The organism is Rhodanobacter thiooxydans (assembly GCF_021545845.1).
Taxonomy (GTDB): domain Bacteria; phylum Pseudomonadota; class Gammaproteobacteria; order Xanthomonadales; family Rhodanobacteraceae; genus Rhodanobacter.
In genome coordinates, this window is sequence record NZ_CP088923.1 from 2,593,854 (window position 1) to 2,616,061 (window position 22,208).

Annotated in this window: 19 protein-coding genes and 1 tRNA gene; 6 read left to right on the top strand and 14 right to left on the bottom strand. The window is 64.2% G+C overall.

Annotated features, from left to right (window positions below; all coding sequences use genetic code 11):
- Nucleotides 1-20 precede the first annotated feature (20 nt).
- From LRK53_RS11645 to LRK53_RS11705, 13 genes are all read right to left on the bottom strand, one after another.
- On the bottom strand, nt 21-2,684 hold the full coding sequence (locus LRK53_RS11645) for a TonB-dependent receptor plug domain-containing protein (RefSeq protein ID WP_027492738.1): 2,664 nt from the start codon (nt 2,682-2,684) through the stop codon (nt 21-23).
- A gap of 371 nt (nt 2,685-3,055) precedes the next feature.
- Nucleotides 3,056-3,730: an aspartate/glutamate racemase family protein gene (locus LRK53_RS11650; protein ID WP_275113412.1), complete on the bottom strand. Its 675-nt coding sequence runs from the start codon at nt 3,728-3,730 to the stop codon at nt 3,056-3,058.
- A gap of 605 nt (nt 3,731-4,335) precedes the next feature.
- Nucleotides 4,336-4,773, bottom strand: a complete 438-nt coding sequence (locus tag LRK53_RS11655) for a universal stress protein (RefSeq protein WP_027492736.1) — start codon at nt 4,771-4,773, stop codon at nt 4,336-4,338.
- Nucleotides 4,774-5,741: 968 nt separating this feature from the next.
- Nucleotides 5,742-6,365, bottom strand: a complete 624-nt coding sequence (locus tag LRK53_RS11660; protein WP_221174205.1) for an MmyB family transcriptional regulator — start codon at nt 6,363-6,365, stop codon at nt 5,742-5,744.
- 57 nt (nt 6,366-6,422) lie between these two features.
- Nucleotides 6,423-6,566, bottom strand: coding sequence for a helix-turn-helix domain-containing protein (locus LRK53_RS11665; RefSeq protein WP_221174204.1), 144 nt, complete (start codon nt 6,564-6,566; stop codon nt 6,423-6,425).
- A gap of 477 nt (nt 6,567-7,043) precedes the next feature.
- A complete protein-coding gene (locus LRK53_RS11670; RefSeq protein ID WP_185754637.1) occupies nt 7,044-7,436 on the bottom strand; it encodes a hypothetical protein in 393 nt (130 codons plus the stop codon).
- Between the two features lie 9 nt (nt 7,437-7,445).
- Nucleotides 7,446-8,372 (bottom strand): ParA family protein, encoded by a 927-nt coding sequence (locus LRK53_RS11675; RefSeq protein ID WP_027492735.1) that lies wholly within the window; start codon nt 8,370-8,372, stop codon nt 7,446-7,448.
- 58 nt (nt 8,373-8,430) lie between these two features.
- Nucleotides 8,431-9,846: a DUF6538 domain-containing protein gene (locus LRK53_RS11680; RefSeq protein ID WP_235642129.1), complete on the bottom strand. Its 1,416-nt coding sequence runs from the start codon at nt 9,844-9,846 to the stop codon at nt 8,431-8,433.
- 87 nt (nt 9,847-9,933) lie between these two features.
- A tRNA-Ser gene (locus LRK53_RS11685) sits at nt 9,934-10,023 on the bottom strand.
- A gap of 49 nt (nt 10,024-10,072) precedes the next feature.
- Complete coding sequence (locus LRK53_RS11690) at nt 10,073-10,456, bottom strand: hypothetical protein (RefSeq protein WP_027492734.1); 384 nt, start codon at nt 10,454-10,456, stop codon at nt 10,073-10,075.
- Nucleotides 10,453-11,733 (bottom strand): serine--tRNA ligase, encoded by a 1,281-nt coding sequence (gene serS / locus LRK53_RS11695; RefSeq protein WP_027492733.1) that lies wholly within the window; start codon nt 11,731-11,733, stop codon nt 10,453-10,455. Before serS ends, LRK53_RS11690 begins: the two co-directional genes overlap by 4 nt.
- Before the next feature lie 251 nt (nt 11,734-11,984).
- Nucleotides 11,985-13,322, bottom strand: a complete 1,338-nt coding sequence (locus tag LRK53_RS11700) for a replication-associated recombination protein A (RefSeq protein ID WP_027492732.1) — start codon at nt 13,320-13,322, stop codon at nt 11,985-11,987.
- Nucleotides 13,323-13,911: 589 nt separating this feature from the next.
- A complete protein-coding gene (locus LRK53_RS11705; RefSeq protein WP_027492731.1) occupies nt 13,912-14,133 on the bottom strand; it encodes a hypothetical protein in 222 nt (73 codons plus the stop codon).
- Nucleotides 14,134-14,251: 118 nt separating this feature from the next.
- Here LRK53_RS11705 and hyfB point away from each other — a divergent pair, with 118 nt between their 5' ends.
- The 6 genes from hyfB to LRK53_RS11735 all read left to right on the top strand — a co-directional run bounded on the left by hyfB (nt 14,252) and on the right by LRK53_RS11735 (nt 21,414).
- Complete coding sequence (hyfB, locus tag LRK53_RS11710) at nt 14,252-16,273, top strand: hydrogenase 4 subunit B (protein WP_051257567.1); 2,022 nt, start codon at nt 14,252-14,254, stop codon at nt 16,271-16,273.
- Nucleotides 16,270-17,223: a respiratory chain complex I subunit 1 family protein gene (locus tag LRK53_RS11715; protein ID WP_027492729.1), complete on the top strand. Its 954-nt coding sequence runs from the start codon at nt 16,270-16,272 to the stop codon at nt 17,221-17,223. The genes hyfB and LRK53_RS11715 overlap by 4 nt, the downstream gene beginning before the upstream one ends.
- The gene (locus tag LRK53_RS11720; RefSeq protein WP_027492728.1) at nt 17,224-17,892 is read left to right on the top strand and encodes a formate hydrogenlyase; all 669 of its coding nucleotides are present in this window, start codon (nt 17,224-17,226) and stop codon (nt 17,890-17,892) included.
- 1 nt (nt 17,893) lies between these two features.
- Nucleotides 17,894-19,345, top strand: coding sequence for a hydrogenase 4 subunit F (locus LRK53_RS11725; RefSeq protein ID WP_235642131.1), 1,452 nt, complete (start codon nt 17,894-17,896; stop codon nt 19,343-19,345).
- A 5-nt stretch (nt 19,346-19,350) separates the two neighbouring features.
- Nucleotides 19,351-20,895 (top strand): hydrogenase large subunit, encoded by a 1,545-nt coding sequence (locus LRK53_RS11730; protein ID WP_235642133.1) that lies wholly within the window; start codon nt 19,351-19,353, stop codon nt 20,893-20,895.
- A gap of 63 nt (nt 20,896-20,958) precedes the next feature.
- Entirely contained in the window at nt 20,959-21,414 is a 456-nt protein-coding gene (locus LRK53_RS11735) for an NADH-quinone oxidoreductase subunit B family protein (protein ID WP_235642135.1), read from the top strand.
- Between the two features lie 112 nt (nt 21,415-21,526).
- Here LRK53_RS11735 and lolA read toward each other — a convergent pair whose 3' ends face one another.
- Nucleotides 21,527-22,192 (bottom strand): outer membrane lipoprotein periplasmic chaperone LolA, encoded by a 666-nt coding sequence (gene lolA, locus LRK53_RS11740; RefSeq protein ID WP_027492725.1) that lies wholly within the window; start codon nt 22,190-22,192, stop codon nt 21,527-21,529.
- Between the last annotated feature and the right edge of the window lie 16 nt (nt 22,193-22,208).

Consider the following 22,208-nt stretch of genomic DNA (forward strand, 5'->3'; position numbering starts at 1 on the left):
GTGCTGCAAGGCGACGACGGTCAGAAGCTGGCCGTCACTCGCGCGTACCAGAAGGCGCCGTTGAAGCCGAACGGCGAGGTGAGCGCGTACCTGACGCCGAGGAATTGCAGCGTGGCGTTCTGCTCCTTGCCGGGGTAGGTGTCGAAGACATTGTTGCCGCCGACGGCCACCGAGAAGGTGTCGTTGAACTTGTAGCGCGCCTCCAGGTCCACCAGCGTCTTGCCGCTGTAGTGGCTCACGTCGTCCGGCGGGTTGTTGCTGCCGAACAGGCCCACCGTGGTGCTCCAGCCGCCGTAGCGGTTGATCCGCGCGATAAAGTCGAACTGGCTCAGGCCGTAGTCGAAGCTCAGCACCGCGCGACTCTTCGGCACCTGGTGCTCGAGGTCGTACACGAAGTCGTTGTTGAGCGTGTTCGGCTTCACCTTGACCACGTCCTGCGTGTTGCGGTTGTAGCGGAAGTCGATGTTGAGCTTGCCGTTGCCCAGCTGGTGCCGCGTGTCGAGCACGAAGTCGATGCCATGGATGTCGGATCCGAACGCATTGCCGAAATAGCTGGCGTCGCTGCCGAGCAGCAGCTGCGCGTTCGGGTAGCCGCCGGCAGCGAGCTGGTCGACGGTGGACTGGGTCACGCTCTTGCTGACCAGGCCGATGCGGTCGCGGATCTTGATCCGGTAGTAGTCCAGGGAGGTCGTGACGCTGTCGGTCGGCGTCCACACCGCGCCGACAGACAGGCTCTTCGACGTTTCGGTCCGCAGCGGCGTCGAACCCAGCGCGCGCGCCACCGGGTTGTTCACCGGATAGGTGCCGCTGGGAACCAGGCCGCCCTGGGCGGTCGCCGTGGTGGTGACGTTGAGCGTGTTCGCCTGGCCGGGGGTCGGCGTGCGGAAGCCGGTGTTGAACGTGCCGCGCAGCGCGAACGTGTCGGTGAACGCGTAGCGGCTGGAAAGTTTATACACCACCTTGGAGCCGTAGCCGTTCGCATGCTCGTAGCGCACTGCCGCCGCGCCCGACCACTTGTCGGTGAGGTTCGTTTCGGCGTCGAAGTAGGCCGAGTCGCTGTTCTGCGTGAAGCGCCCTGCCGCATTGGCCGGAAAGCCCTGGAAGGCATCCGAGCCCACGCCGAACACCGAGGCGGTCGGCCCCACCTCGGTCGAGCCGGCGTCGCCCCGATGGATAATGTAGGTTTCCTGGCGCCACTGCGCGCCGAAGGCTAGCGTGAGCGGCGAGTCGTCGAACGAACGGACGAAATCCGCGCCGGCGCCCTGCTCGCGCTGGGTCAGCTTGCCGGGACGAAAGGTGGTGGGCGACAGGTTGCCCAGGCTCGGGTTGATCGAACCCTGCAGGCGGTAGTCGACCTCATTGCTGCCGTTGCGGTAATGCACGTCCCACTGCAGGTTGCCCTGGGCGCCGCCACGCACGCCGCCGACCACTTGGTGATCGGCGATGTCGGCGCCGAACAGCGGGCTGTAGCCGCCGGGGAACTGCGTGTAGATCGGATTGAGCAGCATCCAGCCGCTTGGGCTGGCGGCGTTGGCCGTCAGGTAGTTCGCCGGGTTGCCGCCACCGGCCACGATGTTGTCCACCAGCGACTGCGGCGCGTTGGCCGGCGTCAAGCTGCCGTTGGCGTAGCTGACCAGGGTGGAGCGGCCGGCGATGCCGTACTGCGGCGCCAGCACCGGGGTGCGGTAGAAGAAGCTGGACAGCACCTTCTTGTCCATGAAGTTGCCGTAGCCGTACAGCTGGATGTCGCTGGTCAGCGGCAGACCGGCGTTGACGAACAGCTTGTTCGTCTTCGTCTCGGGGTCGCCCCAGCGCTGACCCAGGCCGTTGTACGGCACCAAGTTAGCGCCCACCACCGCCGCCACCGCCGCCGCGCGCGCCTGCGGCACGCCGCGCGAAGTGGGGTCGGTGGTTTCGCGCTCGGCGCTCACGTGCACGAAGCCGTCGGTGCCGAGCCGGAACCCCGCATCGGCGTCGTAGCGCCGCAGCTCGCCGTCGCCCTTGCCGTACTTGCCCAGCTCCGCGCTGACCGTCACGCCCTTGGGCTCCTTCTTCAGGATCACGTTGACCACGCCGGCGATCGCGTCCGACCCGTACAGCACCGAGGCGCCGTCGCGCAGCACCTCCACGCGCTCGACCGCGTTGGACGGGAACACCGAGAAGTCGACCGCCTGCGCGCCCTGGTTGAAGGTGCCGAGCGGGTCGATCTGCAGGTTGACCAGCGCCGAACGGTGGAAGCGCACGCCGTCGACCAGCACCAGGGTCTGGTCGGGCGACAGGTTGCGCAGCGACACCGGCCGCACGAACGCCGTGCCGTCGGCGATCGGAAAGCGCTGGGTGGTCAGCGACGGCACGATGTTGGTCAGCGTGTCGGTGAGATCCGCCGATGGCTGGTTCGCGATCTGGCTGCCGCTGAACGCGTCGATCGGCGAAAGGGATGCAGTCGGCGACAAGCCGGCGCGATGCGTGCCGGTCACCACGACTTCCTGCAGGGTAGTGGTCGACTTGGCCTTTGCCGCGTTGTTGCGCCCCTGCGTCGTGGTCGCCTGGCTGGCCGCGGCCTGCCCGCTGTCCGACGCCCCCGGATCCTGCGCCTGCGCCGCGCACGCTACCAGCGCTGCTGCAGCAAGCGCCGCGCGCACGGCGCGCAAGAGCACCACGTTGAGCCCTGCATGGTTATGCATTTTGTCTCCCCTCCGGATGGCCGTTGAAATTCCCCTTCACGGAAACTACTCCGACCCCTTGCATCGAAAAAGCCCTGCAAGAACTTGCAATGGTGGAATGGTTCAATTGGACGGCCATAACGGCAACGCACTCCGTTCTGAAGCAGTGCTGGAAGGCTGCATTGGCGCGCGCGTGATGCGGAGAAGATCGCATGCATGCCAGCTCATCGAAGACGATCGGCAACGCGGCGAAAAAAATCACGCAACAAAAAAGCCCATGGGGTTCATGGGCTCTCTGCACTTCCGGTGGAAGTAATGACGAGCAGGAAGCCGATGGGTCAGGCCTTCCCGAAACCGGCCAGATGACTCCGGTTGCGACAAACCGCAGCCGGCTAGATCGGCCCGCCTTCGAGCGACCAGCGCACGGCATCCGCCGCGTGGATCGCCGTGGTATCGAACAGCGGCACGCGGGTGTCGGTCGGCCGAATCAGCAGGGAGATCTCGGTACACCCGAGGATGATCGCCTGTGCGCCGTTGCCGACCAGGCGGTCGATGATGCCCAGGTATTTCTTGCGCGACTCTTCGCGCACGATGCCCAGGCAAAGTTCGTCGTAGATCACTGCGTGCACCACGGCGCGATCCTCCTCGCCGGGAATCAGTACCTCGAGCCCATGGCTCTCCAGGCGCTTCCGATAGAAGTCCTGCTCCATGGTGAAGCGGGTTCCCAGCAGGCCGATGCGGGTCAACCCGGCGGCCTTGATCGCTGCGGCCGTGGGATCGGCGATATGCAGCAAGGGAATCGAGACGGCCGACTGCACCTGTGCCGCCACCTTGTGCATGGTGTTGGTGCAGATCACCAGGCCTTCGGCTCCCGCCCGCTCCAGTGCAGATGCGGCTTGCGCCAGGACCTCGCCAGCCTTCTCCCACTCGCCGGCGTGCTGCAATTGCTCGATCTCGTGGAAGTCCACGCTGAAGAGCAGCAGCCTGGCCGAGTGCAACCCGCCGAGCTGCTGTTTGACCCCCTCGTTGATCTCCCGGTAGTAGGAGACGGTGGACTCCCAGCTCATGCCGCCAATCAATCCGAGTGTTCTCACTTGTGCGGTCTCCTCGCTGATCGGTGGTGCCTGGCGCCGTGATGAGAGGCAGGTATCCAACGATCGAATGCGCTCAGGCAGCCTGCCGCGAGCGGAGCTGCTGCCTCGATGCAGTCGGCCATGTCTTTCGGGAACATAGCATGGCGACCCTGGAGGCCGGCGGCCCGCAGGTGCTGGTCATGCCGCTGGTTTGCCAGCGCGCTGGATGTCAGCGCAACCGGCAACCCGATGCCCTACACGTTCCAAGGTGATGACGCCCGACAAGCCGTTCGGCGCGGCCGTCGTGTACCTGCTGACCGGCATTTTCCAGGCGTTCCCCCAGGCGCGGTACGGGAGCACCGTGATCAACGGCCTGGCCACGTGATGCCGATGGGCTCGCAGCGCAAGGTCATGGGTGGATTCACCACGCCGTGGCCGCTGAAACGGTTCGGCTGGCTGGCCACCGCCGCGATGGCGGCGGGGATGTTGGTGATGCAAAGGAAATGAGGCCTGCCCCGGCGCGGCCCGGGTGGCGACCGGTCGACCCTCGCCGGAACCGGCCGCCTCCCTTCAATCCGCGGTTCGCCGGCACCCGGCGCTCAACGGCACACCAGTACCGGAACCTCGCTTTCCAGCAGCGTCTTGTGCGTCTCGCTTCCGAGCAGCAAGCGGGTCATGCCGCGCCAGCCATGCGATGCCATGACCACCAGGTCGCAATGCTGGGTCCGTGCGGTCTGCACGATCGCCTCATGCGGATGGTCGTTGAAGAGATAGCTGCTGCCGCATTCGATGCCGGCCGCCTTGGCCAACTGCTGCACCTCGGCCAGATAACGTTCGGCACGCGCAACGGCGTCCCGCGAGTAGCTGGCCTCGGTGGCTGTCACCATCTCGGCCATATAGGCGATGGTGTGGAATGGCGGCACCACATGCAGCGCATAAACCTTTGCCTTGCACGTTTGCGCCAGTTCGAGACCGAGCTTGACCGCGCGCAACGAAAGCTCCGAACCGTCGATGGGAAGAAGGATGTGCTTGAACATGGCTGACTCCTCGAGTGGATTACCCCCGGTGGCGGGTACCGTCATCACCCGTGGCCGGTTCGCGGCCGGTCACGGGTTCTGATTCGTCAATGGCAAGGCCGGCCGGCCCGCCAGATGGCCGGCGGATGCGCGGCGTTGACCTTGCGTCGGCGTGGCAGCGGATCGCCGCCCCTGCGGCGACGTAACCTTCAGCCATCCCCGCCCGGATGAAACCGGGGCGAACCGGGCTGATCGGCATGCAGCCAACCATGCAACCCGACGCCCTGCTCATGCGCATCGGCCGCGCCGCCTTTCGGGAAGCGCGCCAACGTGCCAAGCCGGCCGTGCCAGCGAGGCCGCAGGGGGATGACAGGGGGACGCCGCCGAGGTCATCGGCGGCACGCCGTCGTGCCATCGCCTGCCCGGCGCAGAAGGAGCACATGTTCTTCACCTTGACACCCCCAACGCGCCCTTCCCCACCCGCCGAGCCGCGCAGGCACCCCGATGCCCCATGCGCCGCCGGCTGCCCCGGCTTTCCAGCCTGCCCATGTCCGTGCCTTCCATACCGACCGCTGCAGTATGTGCACGCCCGCCGAGGCGATGTTGACCGCGATCAAGTGGAAACCACGTCGCACCGGGTTGGGTTCGGTCAAGTGGGCGCATCCTGGCAGGCTCACCGGGATTCGACGACCGTGCCCCGCCCAGCCGCCAGGCACGTGGCATCGCTACCGTCGGGCGGACACCGGATCGCCGTTCGTCGCCATCCTCATCGCGCGGCTTGGCGGTGTCTGTCCGCCGGGGGGCAACACGACGGAATGATCGGGCCGGCAGGGAATGGCGTGGGCAAACAGCCCGAAACGCAGGACGGGCTGGAAAGCGGATCCGAGTCCATCATGGTTCCCGACGTCCGCCGCCTTGCGTCCCGGATGCCCGCGGGCCGACCACTCAGTCCACCGGCGCACTCAATCACCTGTCAGGTCATGCCCGCATCAGGCCGATGCCGCCAGCCCGGCACAGACCGCTGCGGTGTGATCGTCGGCGGGAAACGCGCATTCGATGCGCAGTTCGTCCAGCGTCACGTCGCGCGGCATCGAGAACGTCGTGATGGTCTCGAAGAAACGCAGCTCGCCCAGCCGGCTGCGGAATACCAGCGTGAGCACCGGCGCCGGCATGCCCTGCAGATCGCGGAAGCGCCAGTGCGCGGGTACGTCGCGATAGGCCAGCACGTCGGCCAGCAGATCCTGCAGCGTGCGATCGCTTGGCACGGCAGCGAGCTGCTCATGGACGTGGCGAATGAACTTTTCCGCCACCTCCGGCCAGTTGACGATCACCGAACGGAAGTCGTCCGGATCGAACACCTGGTGTAGCAGGTTGGCATGCCGGCTCTCGCGACCGTCCATCAGCAGGCGATTGACCCGCGTCGCCGCCCCGTTGGCCATCAGCACGTTCCATTGCCGGTCGATGACGAAGGCGGGGTAAGGCTCCTGGTGCGCGATGATCAACTCGATCGCCTGCCGCATCCGCTCCAGCGCCGGCGCCGCCAGTGCGTTCTCCTGATACTGCGGCGCGTAGCCAGCGGCCAGCAGCAGCGTGTTGCGCTCGCGCAGCGGCATGGCGAACACATCCGCCAGCCGGCCGATCAAGTCGCGGCTGGCGCGCGCCTTCCCCGTTTAGACATAGCTCAGGTGCCGGGCAGAGATGCCCGCTTCCAGCGCCAGCTCGAGCTGGCTCATGCGCCGAGTGGTGCGCCACTCGCGCAGCAACGCGCCAATCGGCGGATGCGGCTGCGCAGAGCCCGCGTACGTCGACACCATGCTTCCACCTGCTGCAGGAAAGTCCGCCGCATGTTAGCGGGCGTGAAACGGGGGGAAGCATGGGCCGGAATGCACGTCGAGGAACCCGGCGTGCGCGACGCGGCTGCCGGAGCGAGGGATTCATCTGCGATGGTCCCGGTGGTGGCGTTCGCCACAAATGAAGAGGCCCCGCAAGCGGGGCCTCTTCGGTCGACACTGGAGGAGTCGCGTGTGGCACTTCGAAGCCAAAACTGCCCCTGACGCCCGGGTTTGACAGACACCTTTTCTGGCAGGTGGGCGGCATCTGTACGGTAGAGCAGATCGCCGAATCGCTATTCGTCGTCGCCATCCTCATCGCGCGACTCGCCGGCGTCTATCCACCGGGGGCAACAAAAGCAGAATGATTAGGCTGGCGGAAACGGCGCAGGGAAACAATTCAAAGCGAGGCGGGTTCGGGAAAGTGAACCTGACCCCGTTTGTGGAAAGGGAGCTTTGAGATTAAGCCTTACCCTTGATAGCCTCAGATCGAATTCGCGCACCAACCGTCGCCTCAATGATCTTGTCTCGGAGAGTTTCAACTTTATCCTGTTTAAGGATGGGTATATCCAAAGATCTAGCCAGTTGTTCGACGGGCTTCTTGGTCTCAAAGGTTCGCAATAGAAAATCTGAGGCTTCATCGCGACTACTAAATGAAGTTAGTTTTTCAACAAGTGCTTTAAAATCTTCAAACGGAACTTGCTCCACCTCATCCTTAGTGCGTTTGCGCACAACCCTGAGATCTATGTCATAGCCCTTGTCAGATAACTTATCGATATCTTCGCTCGATAGGTTCATCACTCCTGAAAGAACTTTATTAAGGATAAGGGCCAATGCTTTCTGCGACTTGTCCATTCTTATACCTCAGAGTAGCGACTGGAATTCACGAACCACACCCTCAATCTCCTTCACTACATCTGAATGCGTGTTGTTTGAATAAGCATTCAGGACAACTGGAATGAGCTCCTGAGGCGCGCTGGCAAATATGGTCTTATTCTCCCTGAAGTACGTATTCATAACATGAACACCAAGCCGCTTAGTTTGCGCAATAAATTGCCGCTGCGCCGAAATGGGCTGGCCACTCGTGATCTGAATCATTGTAAACAGGACACCAAGGATAGAAGGATCAATTTCATCCTCATCCTCGTCAAGCGCCGCGTATTCGTTAAATTCCTTCACGAGATCATTAACACTTCGCTGCAAATAATCGATGCCCAGCGTAGACAGGTAGTCAGGCTTTGCGGGAATCAGAATTTTTTCGCTGGCAATAATTGCATTTTTAGTAACGATATTGAAGTTGGGAGGACAATCAATAAGAACAATGTCATAGTCCGCCTCATCGATCAGATCCCTAATCGCCCTTCTGAGCTTTCCGTGCACTTTGATGTAATTGCGCTTTGATTGTTGCAGATTGGCCCCACCAAGCAGGGTCGCCAACTCAAGGTCAACATTGATTAGACCAAGATGAGAGCAAATCAAATCTATCCGACCACCCGTATCCTTTCTTGAGAGATATCCATTTACCTTGGCAGGCGAGATAATGAACTCCTTCAAATCCCTCGGATTGTGACCGCCACTTATGGCATCAAACCAAGTCTTGATTGTCTTGTGGGATTTGTAATCCTCGTCCCATTCGTCAGGAGTGATAAAAGAGAAAGTCAAGCTTGCCTGAGCATCAGTATCGATCAACAGGACTTTTTTGCCACGAAAGGCAAGCTCTCCTGCGATATTTGAGGTTACGGTGGTTTTGCCAACCCCACCCTTATAGTTAATGACAGCAACAATATCCATTTGCCCCACCTTAATTGTCAAAATTGAACACGAGCCACGAGTTCAGCAGCTCCACCTATTACCTCACGCCCCAATCCAATTTCTCAACCGCATCCAGCAGTTCCCGCATAGTCGGAGCCCTGCTGTAAGCACCATGGTGCTCATCATCCAGCTCATGCCCTACATACGCAGCACGAAGCTCAGCGGTCACCCCAGCACTCTGTAACCCCTGCACCACGGTCTTGCGCAACGAGTGGAAGCCAAGCTTGCCCTTCTCCGGCTTACCAACTGTCGCCAGCACATGACGACTGAAAGCTTTGCTGAGCCAGTTCCCAGGCCCGTTGACTCCATCGACCTTCACCTTCGGGAACAGTCGCTTCTCCTCTGCCTTGCGCAGATCAGACACGCGCTTCAATAGACCCAGCTCAATCAGCTTCGGGTGAACCGGAATCGTTCGGATGCTGACTTCGGACTTCACCGACTGGCATTCCCCTTCGTTGGTGATGCGAATGCATGGAATCCCATCGACCTCTACGAAGTCAGCCAAGGTCAGTTGCCCAACTTCGGCCACACGGGCACCCGTATACAGACCTACCCAAGCACCCCACCGTGCCGCCTCACTGAGACCCTCTAGGGCGGTCGGTGAATACAAGGCCTGGATCTGTTCGTTGGTGAAAGGCTTGAACCCAAGGGCACGACGCTTGCGCTTCTCACGTGGGCCATAGACGACTTGGCCTGCCGCAGGGTTCTCATCCTTGGCAAAGGGCGGGTAATACCCACGGGCCTTGGCCCAGTCGAAGAAACCGCGCAAGTAGCTGCACTTGTTCACGATGGTTGGGGTTTCGAGCTTGCCGGCCCGAAGTGCCATGACCCAAGCACCAACATCAATGCGACCCGCATCCTTCAAGGGATTCTTCTCACCATAGTGCTTGGCGAATCCCTCGACCGCTGTTGTTTTTATTTTGAAAGTCTTGGCCTTGGTCGAAGGTTTGATCTCCGCCAGCCACAGGGCCACAGCCTTGCCAATGGCAACGCTTGGAATCTTCGATGCAGGGTCGGGGGTAGGAGCAGAAGATGCAGCAACACGAGCTGCCTGCATGAATTCTTGGTGGTACGGCTCTTGATCCAGCCGTCCGATATGGTCGACCGCATCCATGGCAAAACCATGGTCTGTTTTGCCGTTGGCCTCAATTTCGACCCTGCCATCCAGGTGACGGATGACCTTGTACCCCAAGGCAATCGCCCTGGCGATTTCCTCAACAGAAGGTACGCCATCCATAGCTACGGACACACTCAGTCCCCCAACCTGTGTGAAGGTCCGAGCATACGCCTGGACAAGGTTCAACGCACGTTGCTGCGCGGTCAGGAGGTCACGTGTTCCAAGACTCTTGGTGATTTCAGTCTTATCCGTCTTGCGGGTCTGACGTGATGGAATTCTTTGGCGAAAATGCCAGATGCCTGAGGGTGCAAGGCGCAAGTAGTTCGGGATGCGCATATCGGCTCGCTGTGGAGCGATATGTGGAGCGACAAGCCCATCCTCAGAAAAGCAAAAACCCCTGTAAGAACAGGGGCTTTGCAGTACTGGCGGAGAGAGTGGGATTCGAACCCACGGAAGGTTTGACCCTTCGCCGGTTTTCAAGACCGGTGCCTTAAACCGCTCGGCCATCTCTCCGTAGAACCTTGCATGGCAGCCTTGCACTGCCGACGACGCGATGAGTCTATCAGGAACCCTGCGACGGACGGCCGCTGCTGCCCTTCTTCGACAGCGCCACCAGGCAAACCACCAGGATCGCTACCGGAATCAGCGCACCAAGCAGCGGCACCAGCAGTATCGGTTCGCGCACGACCATCGGCACCAGTTGGGTGGCGCTGGCGAAGGCGACGATGGCGAGGCGCCGGCGGCGGCTGTGGCGGGCGAACCAGAAGCTGGCGAGCACCAGCGCCATGGCTACCACGGACAGGTCGAGATCCAGCACCGGCATCCGCCATACGCCGTCGAAGCCGAGGCGCATGCCGATCACCGTGGCCAGCACTGCCAGCAGGAAGAAGCTGGTGTAGAACTCCACCCTGCCCCAGTGGCCTTGCCCGGATGCCGGCGTGTTCACGTGATGCTGTCCAGACCGGCCAGGTACGGGCGCAGCACCTCGGGCACGTCGATCGAGCCGTCGGCGTTCTGATAGTTCTCCATCACCGCGATCAGGGTGCGGCCGATGGCAAGGCCGGAGCCGTTGAGCGTGTGCACCAGCTCGGGCTTGCCGGTATCCGGGTTGCGCACGCGGGCCTGCAGGCGGCGCGCCTGGAAGTCTTCGCAGTTGGAGCAGCTGGAGATCTCGCGGTAGGTCTGCTGGCTGGGCAGCCACACTTCGAGGTCGTAGGTCTTGACGGCGGTGAAGCCCATGTCGCCGCTGCACAACAGCACCTTGCGGTACGGCAGGCCGAGTTTCTGCAGCACCTTCTCGGCGTGGCTGACCATTTCCTCCAGTTGCGCATGCGACTGGTCGGCGCGGGCGATCTGCACCATCTCGACTTTTTCGAACTGGTGCTGGCGGATCATGCCGCGGGTGTCGCGGCCGTAGCTGCCGGCCTCGGCGCGGAAGCACAGCGTGTGCGCGGTCATGCGCAGCGGCAGCGCGCCGGCGTCCTGGATGGTGTCTCGCACCAGGTTGGTCAGCGGGACTTCGGCGGTGGGGATCAGGTAGCGCTTCGTCTCGCCGACTTCAGTGGCGAACAGGTCGTCCTCGAACTTCGGCAGCTGGCCGGTGCCCTGCATGCTGTCGGCGTTGACGATCACCGGCACGTTGCATTCGAGGTAGCCGTGCTCGCCGGTGTGCAGATCCAGCATGAACTGGCCGAGCGCGCGATGCAGATGGGCGAGCTGGCCGCGCAACACGGTGAAGCGCGCGCCGGACAGCTTGGCGCCGGCGTCGCCGTCGAGCCAGCCGTGGCGCTCGCCCAGCTCGACGTGGTCCTTCACCGCGAACGCGAACTCGCGCGGTGTGCCCCAGCGGGCGACTTCGACATTGTCGTGTTCGTCCTTGCCGACCGGCACGGAGGCGTGCGGGATGTTCGGGATGCCCAAGGCGACCCCGGCCAGCTTCGCCTGCACCTCGGCAAGCTGGAGCTCATTCGCCTTGAGCTTGTCGCCGATGCCGGCGACTTCGGCCATCAACGCTGCGGTGTCCTCGCCTTTCGCCTTGGCCTGGCCGATCGCCTTGGAATGCGTGTTGCGCAGGTTCTGCAGCTCCTGCGTTTCGGTCGCCAGCTGCTTGCGCGTGCTCTCCAGCGACTCGACCGCGGCCACGTCGAGCGTGTAGCCGCGGGTTTCAGCGAGGCGCGCGGCGGTTTCGGCAAGGTGCGAACGCAGCAGGGCGGGATCCAGCATGATCGAAGTCCGGGTGAAGGCTTGAACCGTGAATTATCGCTGCCGCGTGGTGGTGGCCGCAATGCGACTCTCGGGTAGCGTGGGGAGCTTCACCCCTCCCCGGCCCTCCCCTGCTGCACGCAGGGGAGGGAGCAAGGCGGCCGGTTCAGCTGGCCAGCCTGCGCGCACTGCGACCCAGCCACCAAGCCATGGCGGCGACGAGCGGTGTGCAGCACTGCCGCCTGGAGAGAGCATCGCCCGCAAGCGGGCTCCTACGCTTTGCGGACTTTCTTGCGGGCGGCGCGCAGGGCCAGCAGCTTTTCGCGCAGCTGCAGCTCCAGGCCGCGCTCGACCGGTTCGTAGAAGATGCTGCCGGCCAGCGCGTCGGGCAGGCATTGCTGGTCCAGCGCGATGCCGCCTTCGGCGTCGTGGTCGTACTGGTAGCCCTTGCCGTAGCCGAGGCCCTTCATCAATTTGGTGGGCGCGTTGCGCAGGTGCATCGGCACCTCCAGCGTGCCGCCCTGGCGCACCGCATCGCGGGCCTTGTTGTAGGCCATGTAGGCGGCGTTGCTCTTCGGCGCGACAGCCAGCCAGATCGCCAGCTGGGCCAGGCCCAGCTCGCCCTCGGGGCTGCCCAGGCGCTCGTAGGTATCCCACGCATCCAGCGCCATGCGCCAGGCGCGCGGCTCGGCCAGGCCGACGTCCTCCACCGCCATGCGGGTCATGCGCCGGGCCAGGTACAGGGGGTCGACGCCACCATCGAGCATGCGGCACAGCCAGTACACCGCCGCGTCGGGATCGGACGAGCGCACCGACTTGTGCAACGCCGAGATCTGGTCGTAGAACTGCTCGCCCTGCTTGTCGAAGCGACGGGTGCGGTCGGCCAGTACCTGGGTCAGGGTCGCTTCGTCGATGCGGCGGTCTTCGGCCAGCTCGGCGGCGATTTCCAGCAGGGTCAGCGCACGGCGCACGTCGCCATCGGCGGCCTGGGCGATCGAGTCCAGCGCCTCCTCGCTCACCTGCAGCTGCAGCGCGCCGAGGCCGCGTTCGTCGTCCACCAGTGCGCGCTTCAGCGCCGCGATGATGTCGCCGGTGGACACCGGCTCCAGCACATGCACGCGGCAGCGCGAGAGCAGCGCGGAGTTCAGCTCGAACGAGGGGTTCTCGGTGGTGGCGCCGATGAAGATGATCACGCCGCGCTCGATGTGCGGCAGGAATGCGTCCTGCTGGGTCTTGTTGAAGCGGTGCACCTCGTCGACGAACAGCACCGTGCGCCGCCCTTGCGTGAAGTTCAGCTCGGCCTCGGCCAGCGCCTTGCGCACGTCCGGCAGGCCGGACAGCACGGCGGAAATCGCGCGGAAATCCGCGTCGGCGTAGCGCGCCACCAGCAGCGCCAGCGTAGTCTTGCCGCAGCCGGGCGGCCCCCACAGCACCATCGAGTGGATCTTGCCGGCCTCCAGCGCGCGGCGCAGTGCCTTGTCCGGGCCGACCAGGCGCTGCTGGCCGACGATCTCGTCGAGGCTGCGCGGGCGCATGCGTTCGGCCAGCGGCTTGAGCGCATCGGGTTCGGCGAACAGGCCGGCGCCGGGTGTGGGGACGGGACGGGGCATGCCCGTATGATACGTCATGCCGCTGCTGCCCCATGGCGTGGCCAGGCGGCTATCGGGGCCACGCTGCCGCGTGCCGGGTCGACGACCGCCGCGCCCCGCGCGGCGGTCACACTTAGTCGGAGCGGATTCCCACCGTCATCGTGTACTGGCGGTAGATGCCGTAGCCCACGCCACACAGTCCGGTGAGCGCGGCCAGGACATGGTGGTGCGGAACACCATGCCGCTGCAGGTGTTGGCCATGCCGTTCCGTAACCCGATCCCTAGCGGAGCCAGATAGGGCCCTGAAGGCCGACCGGCATCCGGCAGCGGCAGCACCTGTTGTGCTGCTGACAGATTTGACACAGCCGCTCAGTGCGACAAGCCGGCACGTTGAACCACCACAACAGGTCCGTCCGGGCGGCTGACTCCTGACATGGTATGCGTGCCCGCATAAGGGCTGCCTTGTCCAGCTCGATGCAGCCCACCTCGGGTGCTCAACGAAGCCCGTGTTTGTCCGGGCGGCGATCGGGCCGCCGCCACGCTGTTTCCCGTCGTCCTGTCCGGGCCCATCCCATGCAGCCATAGCATGGACAGGTGACGCTGGCAGCCGCTAGCGCGTCCGCGACCTTTTGGCTGCAGTCGCGGTCTTTTCAGCAAGGTCGTACTCGCTTTGCCAGGAGTGTCCGGACTTCTGCTCGATATAGTCCCGGATCAGCTGACGCACCACCTGCGACGGCGTGGTGTCATCTCCCGCACACAAGCGCTCGAACACCGCCTTCTTGCGTGGATCGATCAGGACAGTCAGGCGGGCCGTACGGCTTTCTGTTGGCATGCGAGTATCATCGGCTGTACACTGAACCATCATCTTATGATAATAAAATTATCATGACAAACGTTCAGCCGGTACCGCTCAACAGCCGCTCAGCCAGCGACCTGCTCGAGTCCACCGTATGCATGGGGTAAGTGCACTGACGGCAACCACAACACTGACCGCGTTGCTGGGTCTGGTTGCTTCGTGGTTGCTGATTGGTGCACTCGGCCTGGTCCAGTCCAATCGCATCGGTTGGGTCGCACGCACACTGTTTCCGCTGGGCGCGTTGGTCGCGCTGGGCGTGGCCGGCATGGGCGCCGTGTCCCTGGGCACGGGCTTTGCCGCGCAGACCAGCGTGCTTGCCTTCGGCCTTCCAGACATGCCGTTTCATGTGCGTCTGGATGCGCTGTCAGGCTTCTTTTTGCTGCTGCTTGGAACTGCGGGGGCTGGCATCTCGATCTTCGCCGCCGGTTACTTCCGGCACGGCGAAGGTACGGCGCCGGGGCTGCTCTGCCTGCAGTACCACGTATTTCTGGCCAGCATGGCGCTGGTCGTGCTGGCCGATGACGCCTATCTGTTCATGGTGGCGTGGGAAACGATGGCGCTCAGTTCGTATTTCCTGGTGACCACCCAGCACCGTATCCCGGAGATCCAGCGCGCCGGCTTCCTGTACCTGCTGATGGCGCACGTGGGAGCACTGGCACTGCTGCTTTGCTTCGGTGTGCTGCACGGCGGCAGCTGGCTGATGACGTTTGACTCGATGCGTGCAGCCACCCTGTCGCCGGCCTGGGCCGCGGCGGCCTTCCTGCTGGCCTTGTTCGGTTTCGGTGCCAAGGCGGGCCTGGTGCCCCTGCATGTGTGGCTGCCGGAAGCCCATCCGGCCGCGCCATCACCGGTGTCCGCGATGATGAGTGGCTTGATGCTCAAGGTGGCGGTCTACGGCATGTTGCGGATCAGTTTCGATCTGCTCCACGCCGGCCCATGGTGGTGGGGCATGCTGACGCTGACAGTGGGACTGGTCACGGCGCTGTTCGGTGCGGTGTTCGCTGCCGTACAGACCGACATGAAGCGGTTGCTGGCCTATTCCTCCATCGAGAACATCGGCCTGATCTTCGCTGCGCTTGGCCTGGCGCTGCTGTGCTACGCGTTCGACATGCGCCTGCTGGCGGCGTTGGCACTCGCCGCGGCGTTGCTGCATGCACTCAACCACGCACTGTTCAAGAGCCTGCTGTTTCTCGCCACCGGCTCGGTGCTGCACGCCACCCGCGAGCGTAGCCTGGGCAAACTCGGCGGGCTGATCCGGCGGATGCCATGGGTCGCCACGCTGGCCCTGGTCGGCACCCTGTCCCTCGCCGGGTTGCCACCGCTCAACGGTTTCGTTTCCGAATGGCTGCTGCTGCAGGCATTCCTGTCCACGCCGTCCATCCCGCATGCGTTCATCAACATGATCGTGCCGCTGGGCGCGGCCGTGGTGGCACTCACCGCCGCGCTGGCCGGCTACGTGATGGTCAAGTTCTACGGTGTCATATTTCTCGGCCAGCCACGCGAACCTTCACTGATGCAGGCCCACGATGCAGGTTGGCTCGAACGGGTGGGGCTGGCCTGGTTGGCGTTGGGCTGCATCCTCATCGGCGTGTTTCCGCAAGCCGCGCTGGATGCCATCGCCGGCGTGACCCAGACCCTGCTCGGCACCGTGATCCAGCGCGGCCCGGCGCCATGGTGGATCGCTCCGGTGGCGCAGGCGCAGGCTTCTTACAATGGCCTGTGGCTGCTGTTGGGCATGGCCGGCGTGATCGCGATGATGTTCGTGCTGGTACGGCGGATGTACCACGGTCGTGTGCGCCGGGTGCCACCATGGAATTGCGGTTACCCCGAGCTGACCCCGCGCATGCAGGACACCGCCGAAGGATTCGGTCAGCCGATCCGGCACATGTTCGGGCCGTTTTTCCGCATCGAGCGCGAATTGCCTGCAGCGGATGACCAGTTCCCGCATTACCGCATCCAGATCGATGACCATTTCTGGCATGGCCTGTATCTTCCGCTGGCCCGCATCGTCGGCTGGCTGGCCGATGCGCTGTCCATGCTGCAGCGTGGCCGTCTGGCTATCTATCTGATGTACAGCTTCCTGACCCTGATCGTCTTGCTGGTGTTCGTCCTGTGAACGCGCTCGCACCCGTCAGCCAGCTCGGCGGCGTGGTACTGGCCGTGGCACTGGCACCGCTGTTGGCCGGCTGGGTCGCCCAATGCCGGGCCTGGCTGCAGAGTCGGTCGGCCCCTTCCCTGCTGCTGCCCTACCGCACCTTACGCAAGCTGTTCCGCAAGGATGCGGCGCTGGCCACGCAGGCCTCGCCTTTGTTCCGCGCCACGCCCTACGCCGTGTTCGGCGCCATGGCCACGGCGGCGGCGATCATTCCCTCGGTGACCACCGACCTGCCCCTCGCCCGGGTGGCCGACGCCATCGCGTTGGTCGGCCTGTTCGCGACGGCACGCATGTTCATCGCCCTGGCGGCGATGGACATCGGCACGGTCTTCGGCAGCATGGGCGCGCGACGCGAGATGATGATCGGATTTCTCGCCGAGCCGGCGCTGCTGATGGTGTTGTTCAACGCGTTTCTGATGTTCGGCAGCACGGCGTTGCCCACCATCGTGAAAGGCACCCTGGACGCTGACGGGTTGACGTTGCATCCGAGCCTGGCCTTCGCCGGTGTCGCTTTCGTGATGGTGTTGCTGGCCGAGAACGCCCGTATTCCGATCGACAACCCCGGCACGCACCTTGAAGTGACCATGATCCATGAGTCCATGGTGCTGGAATATTCCGCGCGCCATCTGGCCCTCATCGAATGGGCGTCCTGGTTGAAGCTGTTCAACTATGCGTGCATCGGTTTCACGCTGTTCGTGCCCTGGGGCATCGCGCCGCACACGGCCGGCCCATCGGGTTTGTTACTTGCCATCGTGTGGTTGCTGGTCAAGCTGGCCGTCGCCGGCGCGGTGCTGGCGGTGATTGAAACGGTCTCGGCCAAGCTGCGCATCTTCCGGGCGCCGGAGTTCCTGAGCATGGCGTTCCTGCTCGCCGTGCTGGGCCTGCTCGTTCACCTTCTGCTGCAATCCTGAATGATGCCTCCACTCAACCTCGCCACCCAGCTGCTGCACGTGCTCGCCGCCGGCCTGCTGATGATCTCGTTCTCCATGCTCGCCCAGCGGCGGACGCGGCGGCTGATCGTGCTGCTGGCCTGGCAGGGTGTGGTGCTGACCGCGTCCACGCTGCTGGTCGCCGTCACAGCGCACCTGCAGCATCTGTATTACTCCGCCGCGCTGACCCTGATCGAAAAGGTCTGGCTGATGCCGTGGATCCTGCTGCGGCTGATGCGTCGCCTGGGCATCGAGGGCGACAGCGATCCGCTGGTGAACATTCCCACCCTGATGCTGGTCGGGCTGGGTCTGGTGATCTTCGCGTTCGGGCTGGCCCAGCCGATCAGTTCGCTGGCCACCACGGTCACCCGACAGACGCTGGGCATTGCGATGGCGGTGATCCTGCTGGCCTTCCTGATGATGATTGCCCGCCACAAGGCGGTGACCCAGGTGATCGGTTTCCTGTCGATGGAGAACGGCTTGTTCTTCGCCGCCACCAGCACGACCTATGGCATGCCGATGGTGATCGAGCTGGGTATTGCGCTCGATCTGCTGGTCGGCGTGTTCATTTTCGGCATCTTCTTCTTCCAGATCCGCGAGCAGTTCGACAGCCTCGACCTGCATCAGCTCGAAGCACTCAAGGAGGACTGACGTGGAGCTTGCGTGGGTGCTGGGTACTCCCCTGTTCGGTGCGATCGTGCTGGCCGTGCTCGGCGCGCGGCGCTCCGCCGCCGAACTCAACGTCGTGATCAGCCTGGCGACGTTGATCGCCGCCGCGGCGCTGGTACTCAGGATCATCGGCCAGGGTTCGATGACCGTGGCCCACGAACAGTTCTTCGTCGATCCGTTCAACGTGTTCCTGATCGCGCTGACTGCGCTGATCGGCTTCACCACGGCAGTGTTTTCGCGCCCCTACATGCGTATCGAACAGGATCACGGCCGGCTCAACACGCACCGCCTGCGGCTCTATCACAGCATGTACCAGCTGTTCATGGCCGCCATGCTGGTGGCGCTGTCGACCAACAACATGGGGCTGCTGTGGGTCGCGATGGAGGCGGCGACGCTGTCCACCGTGCTGCTGGTGTCGTTGTACCGTACCCGCGCCAGCATCGAGGCGGCCTGGAAATATTTCATCCTGTGCGGCGTCGGCATCGCGCTGGCGCTGTTCGGCACGATCCTGTTGTACTTCGCGGCGGAGCGGCTGCTCGGTGGCGAGGGCATGCGAGCGCTGTTGTGGACCCACCTCAACGCGGCGAAAGGGCAGCTCGATCCGACGGTGATCGGGCTCGCGTTCGTCTTCCTGCTGGTCGGCTACGGCACCAAGGTCGGTCTCGCCCCCCTGCACAACTGGCTGCCCGATGCCCACGCGGAGGGTCCCACCCCGGTCTCGGCGGTGCTGTCGGGGCTGCTGCTCAACGTGGCGATGTACGCCGTGGTCCGTTGCAAGATCCTTGCGGCCGGCGCGATGCACTCGGCGCTGCCCGGACGCATGCTGATGGCGTTCGGTTTGTTCTCGACGGTGCTGGCGGCGTTCCTGCTGTGGCGTCAACGCGACATCAAGCGCCTGTTTGGCTACTCCTCGATCGAGCACATGGGCATCATCACCTTTGCGTTCGGCATGGGCGGGCCGCTGGCAAATTTCGCCGCACTGCTGCACATGACGGTGCACTCGTTGACCAAGTCGGCGATCTTCTTCGCCGCTGGCCATGCCTCGCAGATCGCGGGCACCCAGCGCATCGACGGCATCCGCGGCCTGCTGGCGGTGAGTCCCACCGTCGGCTGGGGATTGATGCTGGGCTCGCTGGCGATCCTCGGCACCCCGCCATTCGGCGTATTCACCAGTGAATACATGGTCCTGATCACGGCCATGCGCGACCATCCGTGGGCGACACCGTTCCTGCTCATCGCCCTGGCCGTGGCATTCGCCGCGATCTTCTTCAAGGTGCAGCCGATGGTATTCGGCGAAACGGATGCACGGCGCCTGCCGCACCCGCCGGCACTGGTGCCTGTGTTTGTGCACCTGTCGATCGTGCTGATGCTCGGCCTGTACATACCGCCGGCCCTGGCCCAGTGGTATCGGCTCGCCGCGAGCCTGATCGGATGAATCCCATGTGGCCTGACTTTCTCGACACCGAATGCGTGCCCTTGCCCTCCAACGTGGCGGCCTGCCGCGTACAGGTCGATGCCGCTCGCTGGTGCGAGGCCGCGGATGCGATGCGCGAGGCAGGTGCGGACCTGCTGTCGCTGTGGGGCAGCGATGATCGTGATCGCGACCAGTGCCTGCGCGTGCACGCGGCCTACCTGCTGCGCGATCGGCTGGTCGTGGTGGAGCACGCGATGCCCGCCGACCAGGCCATCTACCCCTCGCTGGCCACACGCTTTCCAGTGGCCGGGCGGCTGCAGCGCGCAACCTACGATCTGCTCGGCATCCGCGCCGACGCCGGCGATACACGGCCGTGGTTGCGCCACGGCGGCTGGCCGGAAGGTGTGTTCCCATTGCGTCGCGACGTCGCGGCGACCCAGACCTGGCCAGTGACCAGCTCGCCGTATCCATTCATCCCGGTCAGCGGTGACGGCGTGCACGAGATGACCGCCGGTCCGGTGCATGCCGGCACCATCGAGCCGGGGCGTTTCCAGCTGGCCGTGGTAGGCGAAAAGGTGCTGCGCCTGGAGGTTCGCCTCGGTTACACGCACAAGGGCATCGCCAAGCGCTTCGAGGCACTGGCCCAGCGCGACGCCCACCGCCTGGCCGCCCATATCTGCGGCGATTCGACGGTGGCTTTCAGCTGGGCGTATTGCGCCGCGCTGGAATCGATCACCGCCAGCACACCCTCGCCGCGCGCCCTCGTCCTGCGTGGGTTGGCGCTCGAACGCGAACGCATCGCCAATCATCTGGGCGATCTTGGCGGACTGGCCAACGATGTCGGCTTTGCCTTCGGCCAGACCCAGTTTTCGAGCCTGAAAGAGCAGCTTTTGCGGCACAACGCGGAGCTGTTCGGCCAACGCTACCTGTTTGATTTTGTGGTACCCGGCGGCGTCGCCAGCGACCTGCCGGCACGCGCGCTGCCGGGCATGCTCGACGAGATCGCGGCACTGGAACACGCGGTAGGCGAGCTGCGCGGAATCTACGCTCGCCACGAAGGCCTGCAGGATCGTTTCCTTGGTGCCGGCCGCTTGACCCCCGCCCAGGCTGCTGCATTGGGAGCGATAGGCCTGGCCGGACGTGCTTCCGGCGTCGCCCGCGACCTGCGCGTGGACCAGCCATGGTCGCCGTACGATCATTCGTCGCCGGCACTGGCCACCAGCACCGAAGGTGATGTGGCGGCGCGCGTGCAGGTACGCTTCGAGGAGACGCTGCAATCACTGCGGCTGTGCCGGCAATGGCTGCAGGCGCTGCCAGCCGGTGAGCTGGCCTGCGACGTGCCGGTGGCGCCCGCCGGCCAGCTCGGCATCGGCCTGATCGAAGGCTGGCGCGGCCCGGTCATGCTGGCGCTGGAAACCGGCCCCGCCGGTGGCATCCGGCGCTGCCGCGCGCATGATCCCTCGTGGCAGAACTGGCCGCTGCTCGAAGTCGCCATTCTGGGCAACATCGTGGCGGACTTCCCGCTGATCAACAAATCCTTCAACCTTTCCTACAGCGGGCACGACGGGTAAGCGCGCATGTTCGATATCCTTTCACGCATTCGTCGAACCGGCCGCCTGAGCGAGCCGTATCCGGTGCCGGATACCGACGAGACGGCGTCCACTGCAATCCAGCGTGAGCTGCACGCGGTGTTCGGGCGCGCCTTGTGCATTCGCCATGTCGACGCCGGCTCCTGCAATGGTTGCGAGCTCGAAATCCACGCGCTGAGCAACGCCTACTACAACCTGGAAGGCGCCGGCATCCGGTTTGTGGCCAGTCCGCGCCATGCCGACCTGCTGCTGGTCACCGGACCGGTCTCGGTCAATATGGAAGACGCACTCAGGCAAACCTATGAAGCGATGCCCGATCCCAAGTGGGTGCTCGCCGTGGGGGACTGCGCGGCCTGCGGCGGCCTGTTCGGCGCCAACTATGCGACCCGCGGACCGGTCAGTGCCATCATTCCGGTGGATGCCGTGGTCGCCGGCTGCCCGCCCACGCCACTGGCGATCATGCGGGGCCTGCTGCAGATAACCAGCAAGCGGCCTGCATAACTTCTCCGCGCTACCCGGGCAGCGGCCTCATGTGTGACTGGTGAGCGCGAAGATGTTCTGCTCGTGCGCTGGAAACAGCCAGCTGGCTTCGCTCGTCCGCAGGGCTGGCGCATCAATCCTTCAGCGGCTGTACGTCGATCACCGGCGCGTCGCCGATCACGTCGGCACCCTTCGGTGGCACGAAGTTGAAGGTGTCCGGCGCAATCGGCACGTTGCGCTGCCAGCCGGAGAAGCGGATCTCGGTGGTGGAACCGAGCTGGTCGCGGAAGCTCATGCGGGCCAAGCCGTTCGCGTCGAAGCCGAGGTCGGCATAGTCGAACTGCGGATCCTTCGCCGTGGAACTGAGCCGCAGCCAGAGCAGGCCGTCGTGCTCGCCCCGCTCGGCCACCTTGAAGTCGCGGTCCATCTGCTTGAGGTCGGTCAGCACGGTGAGCGGGCTGTGCGCCTCCTCGCTCGACTGGATACGCACGGTGACCTGCTCCAGTTCCGGGTCGTACATCCACACCCGGCTGCCGTCGGCGACGATGGTCTGCTTGTACGGCGCGGTGGTGTCCCAGCGAAACTGGCGCGGCGCCTGCAGCGCCAGCGTGCCGGAGCTGTTCTTGCGGGTGTGGCCATTGAGGTCAGTCAGGGTCTGGCTGAAGTGGCCGGTGAGCGAATGCAGGCCGGTGGCGAACGCATCCAGCCGTGAGCGCGCCGGGCCGGTGGCGGCCTGGGCCACGGCGTTCAGCGACAGCGTCAGCACGACGGCAGACAGGGCAAGGATGAAGCGTTTCATCAGATTCCCGGAAGGT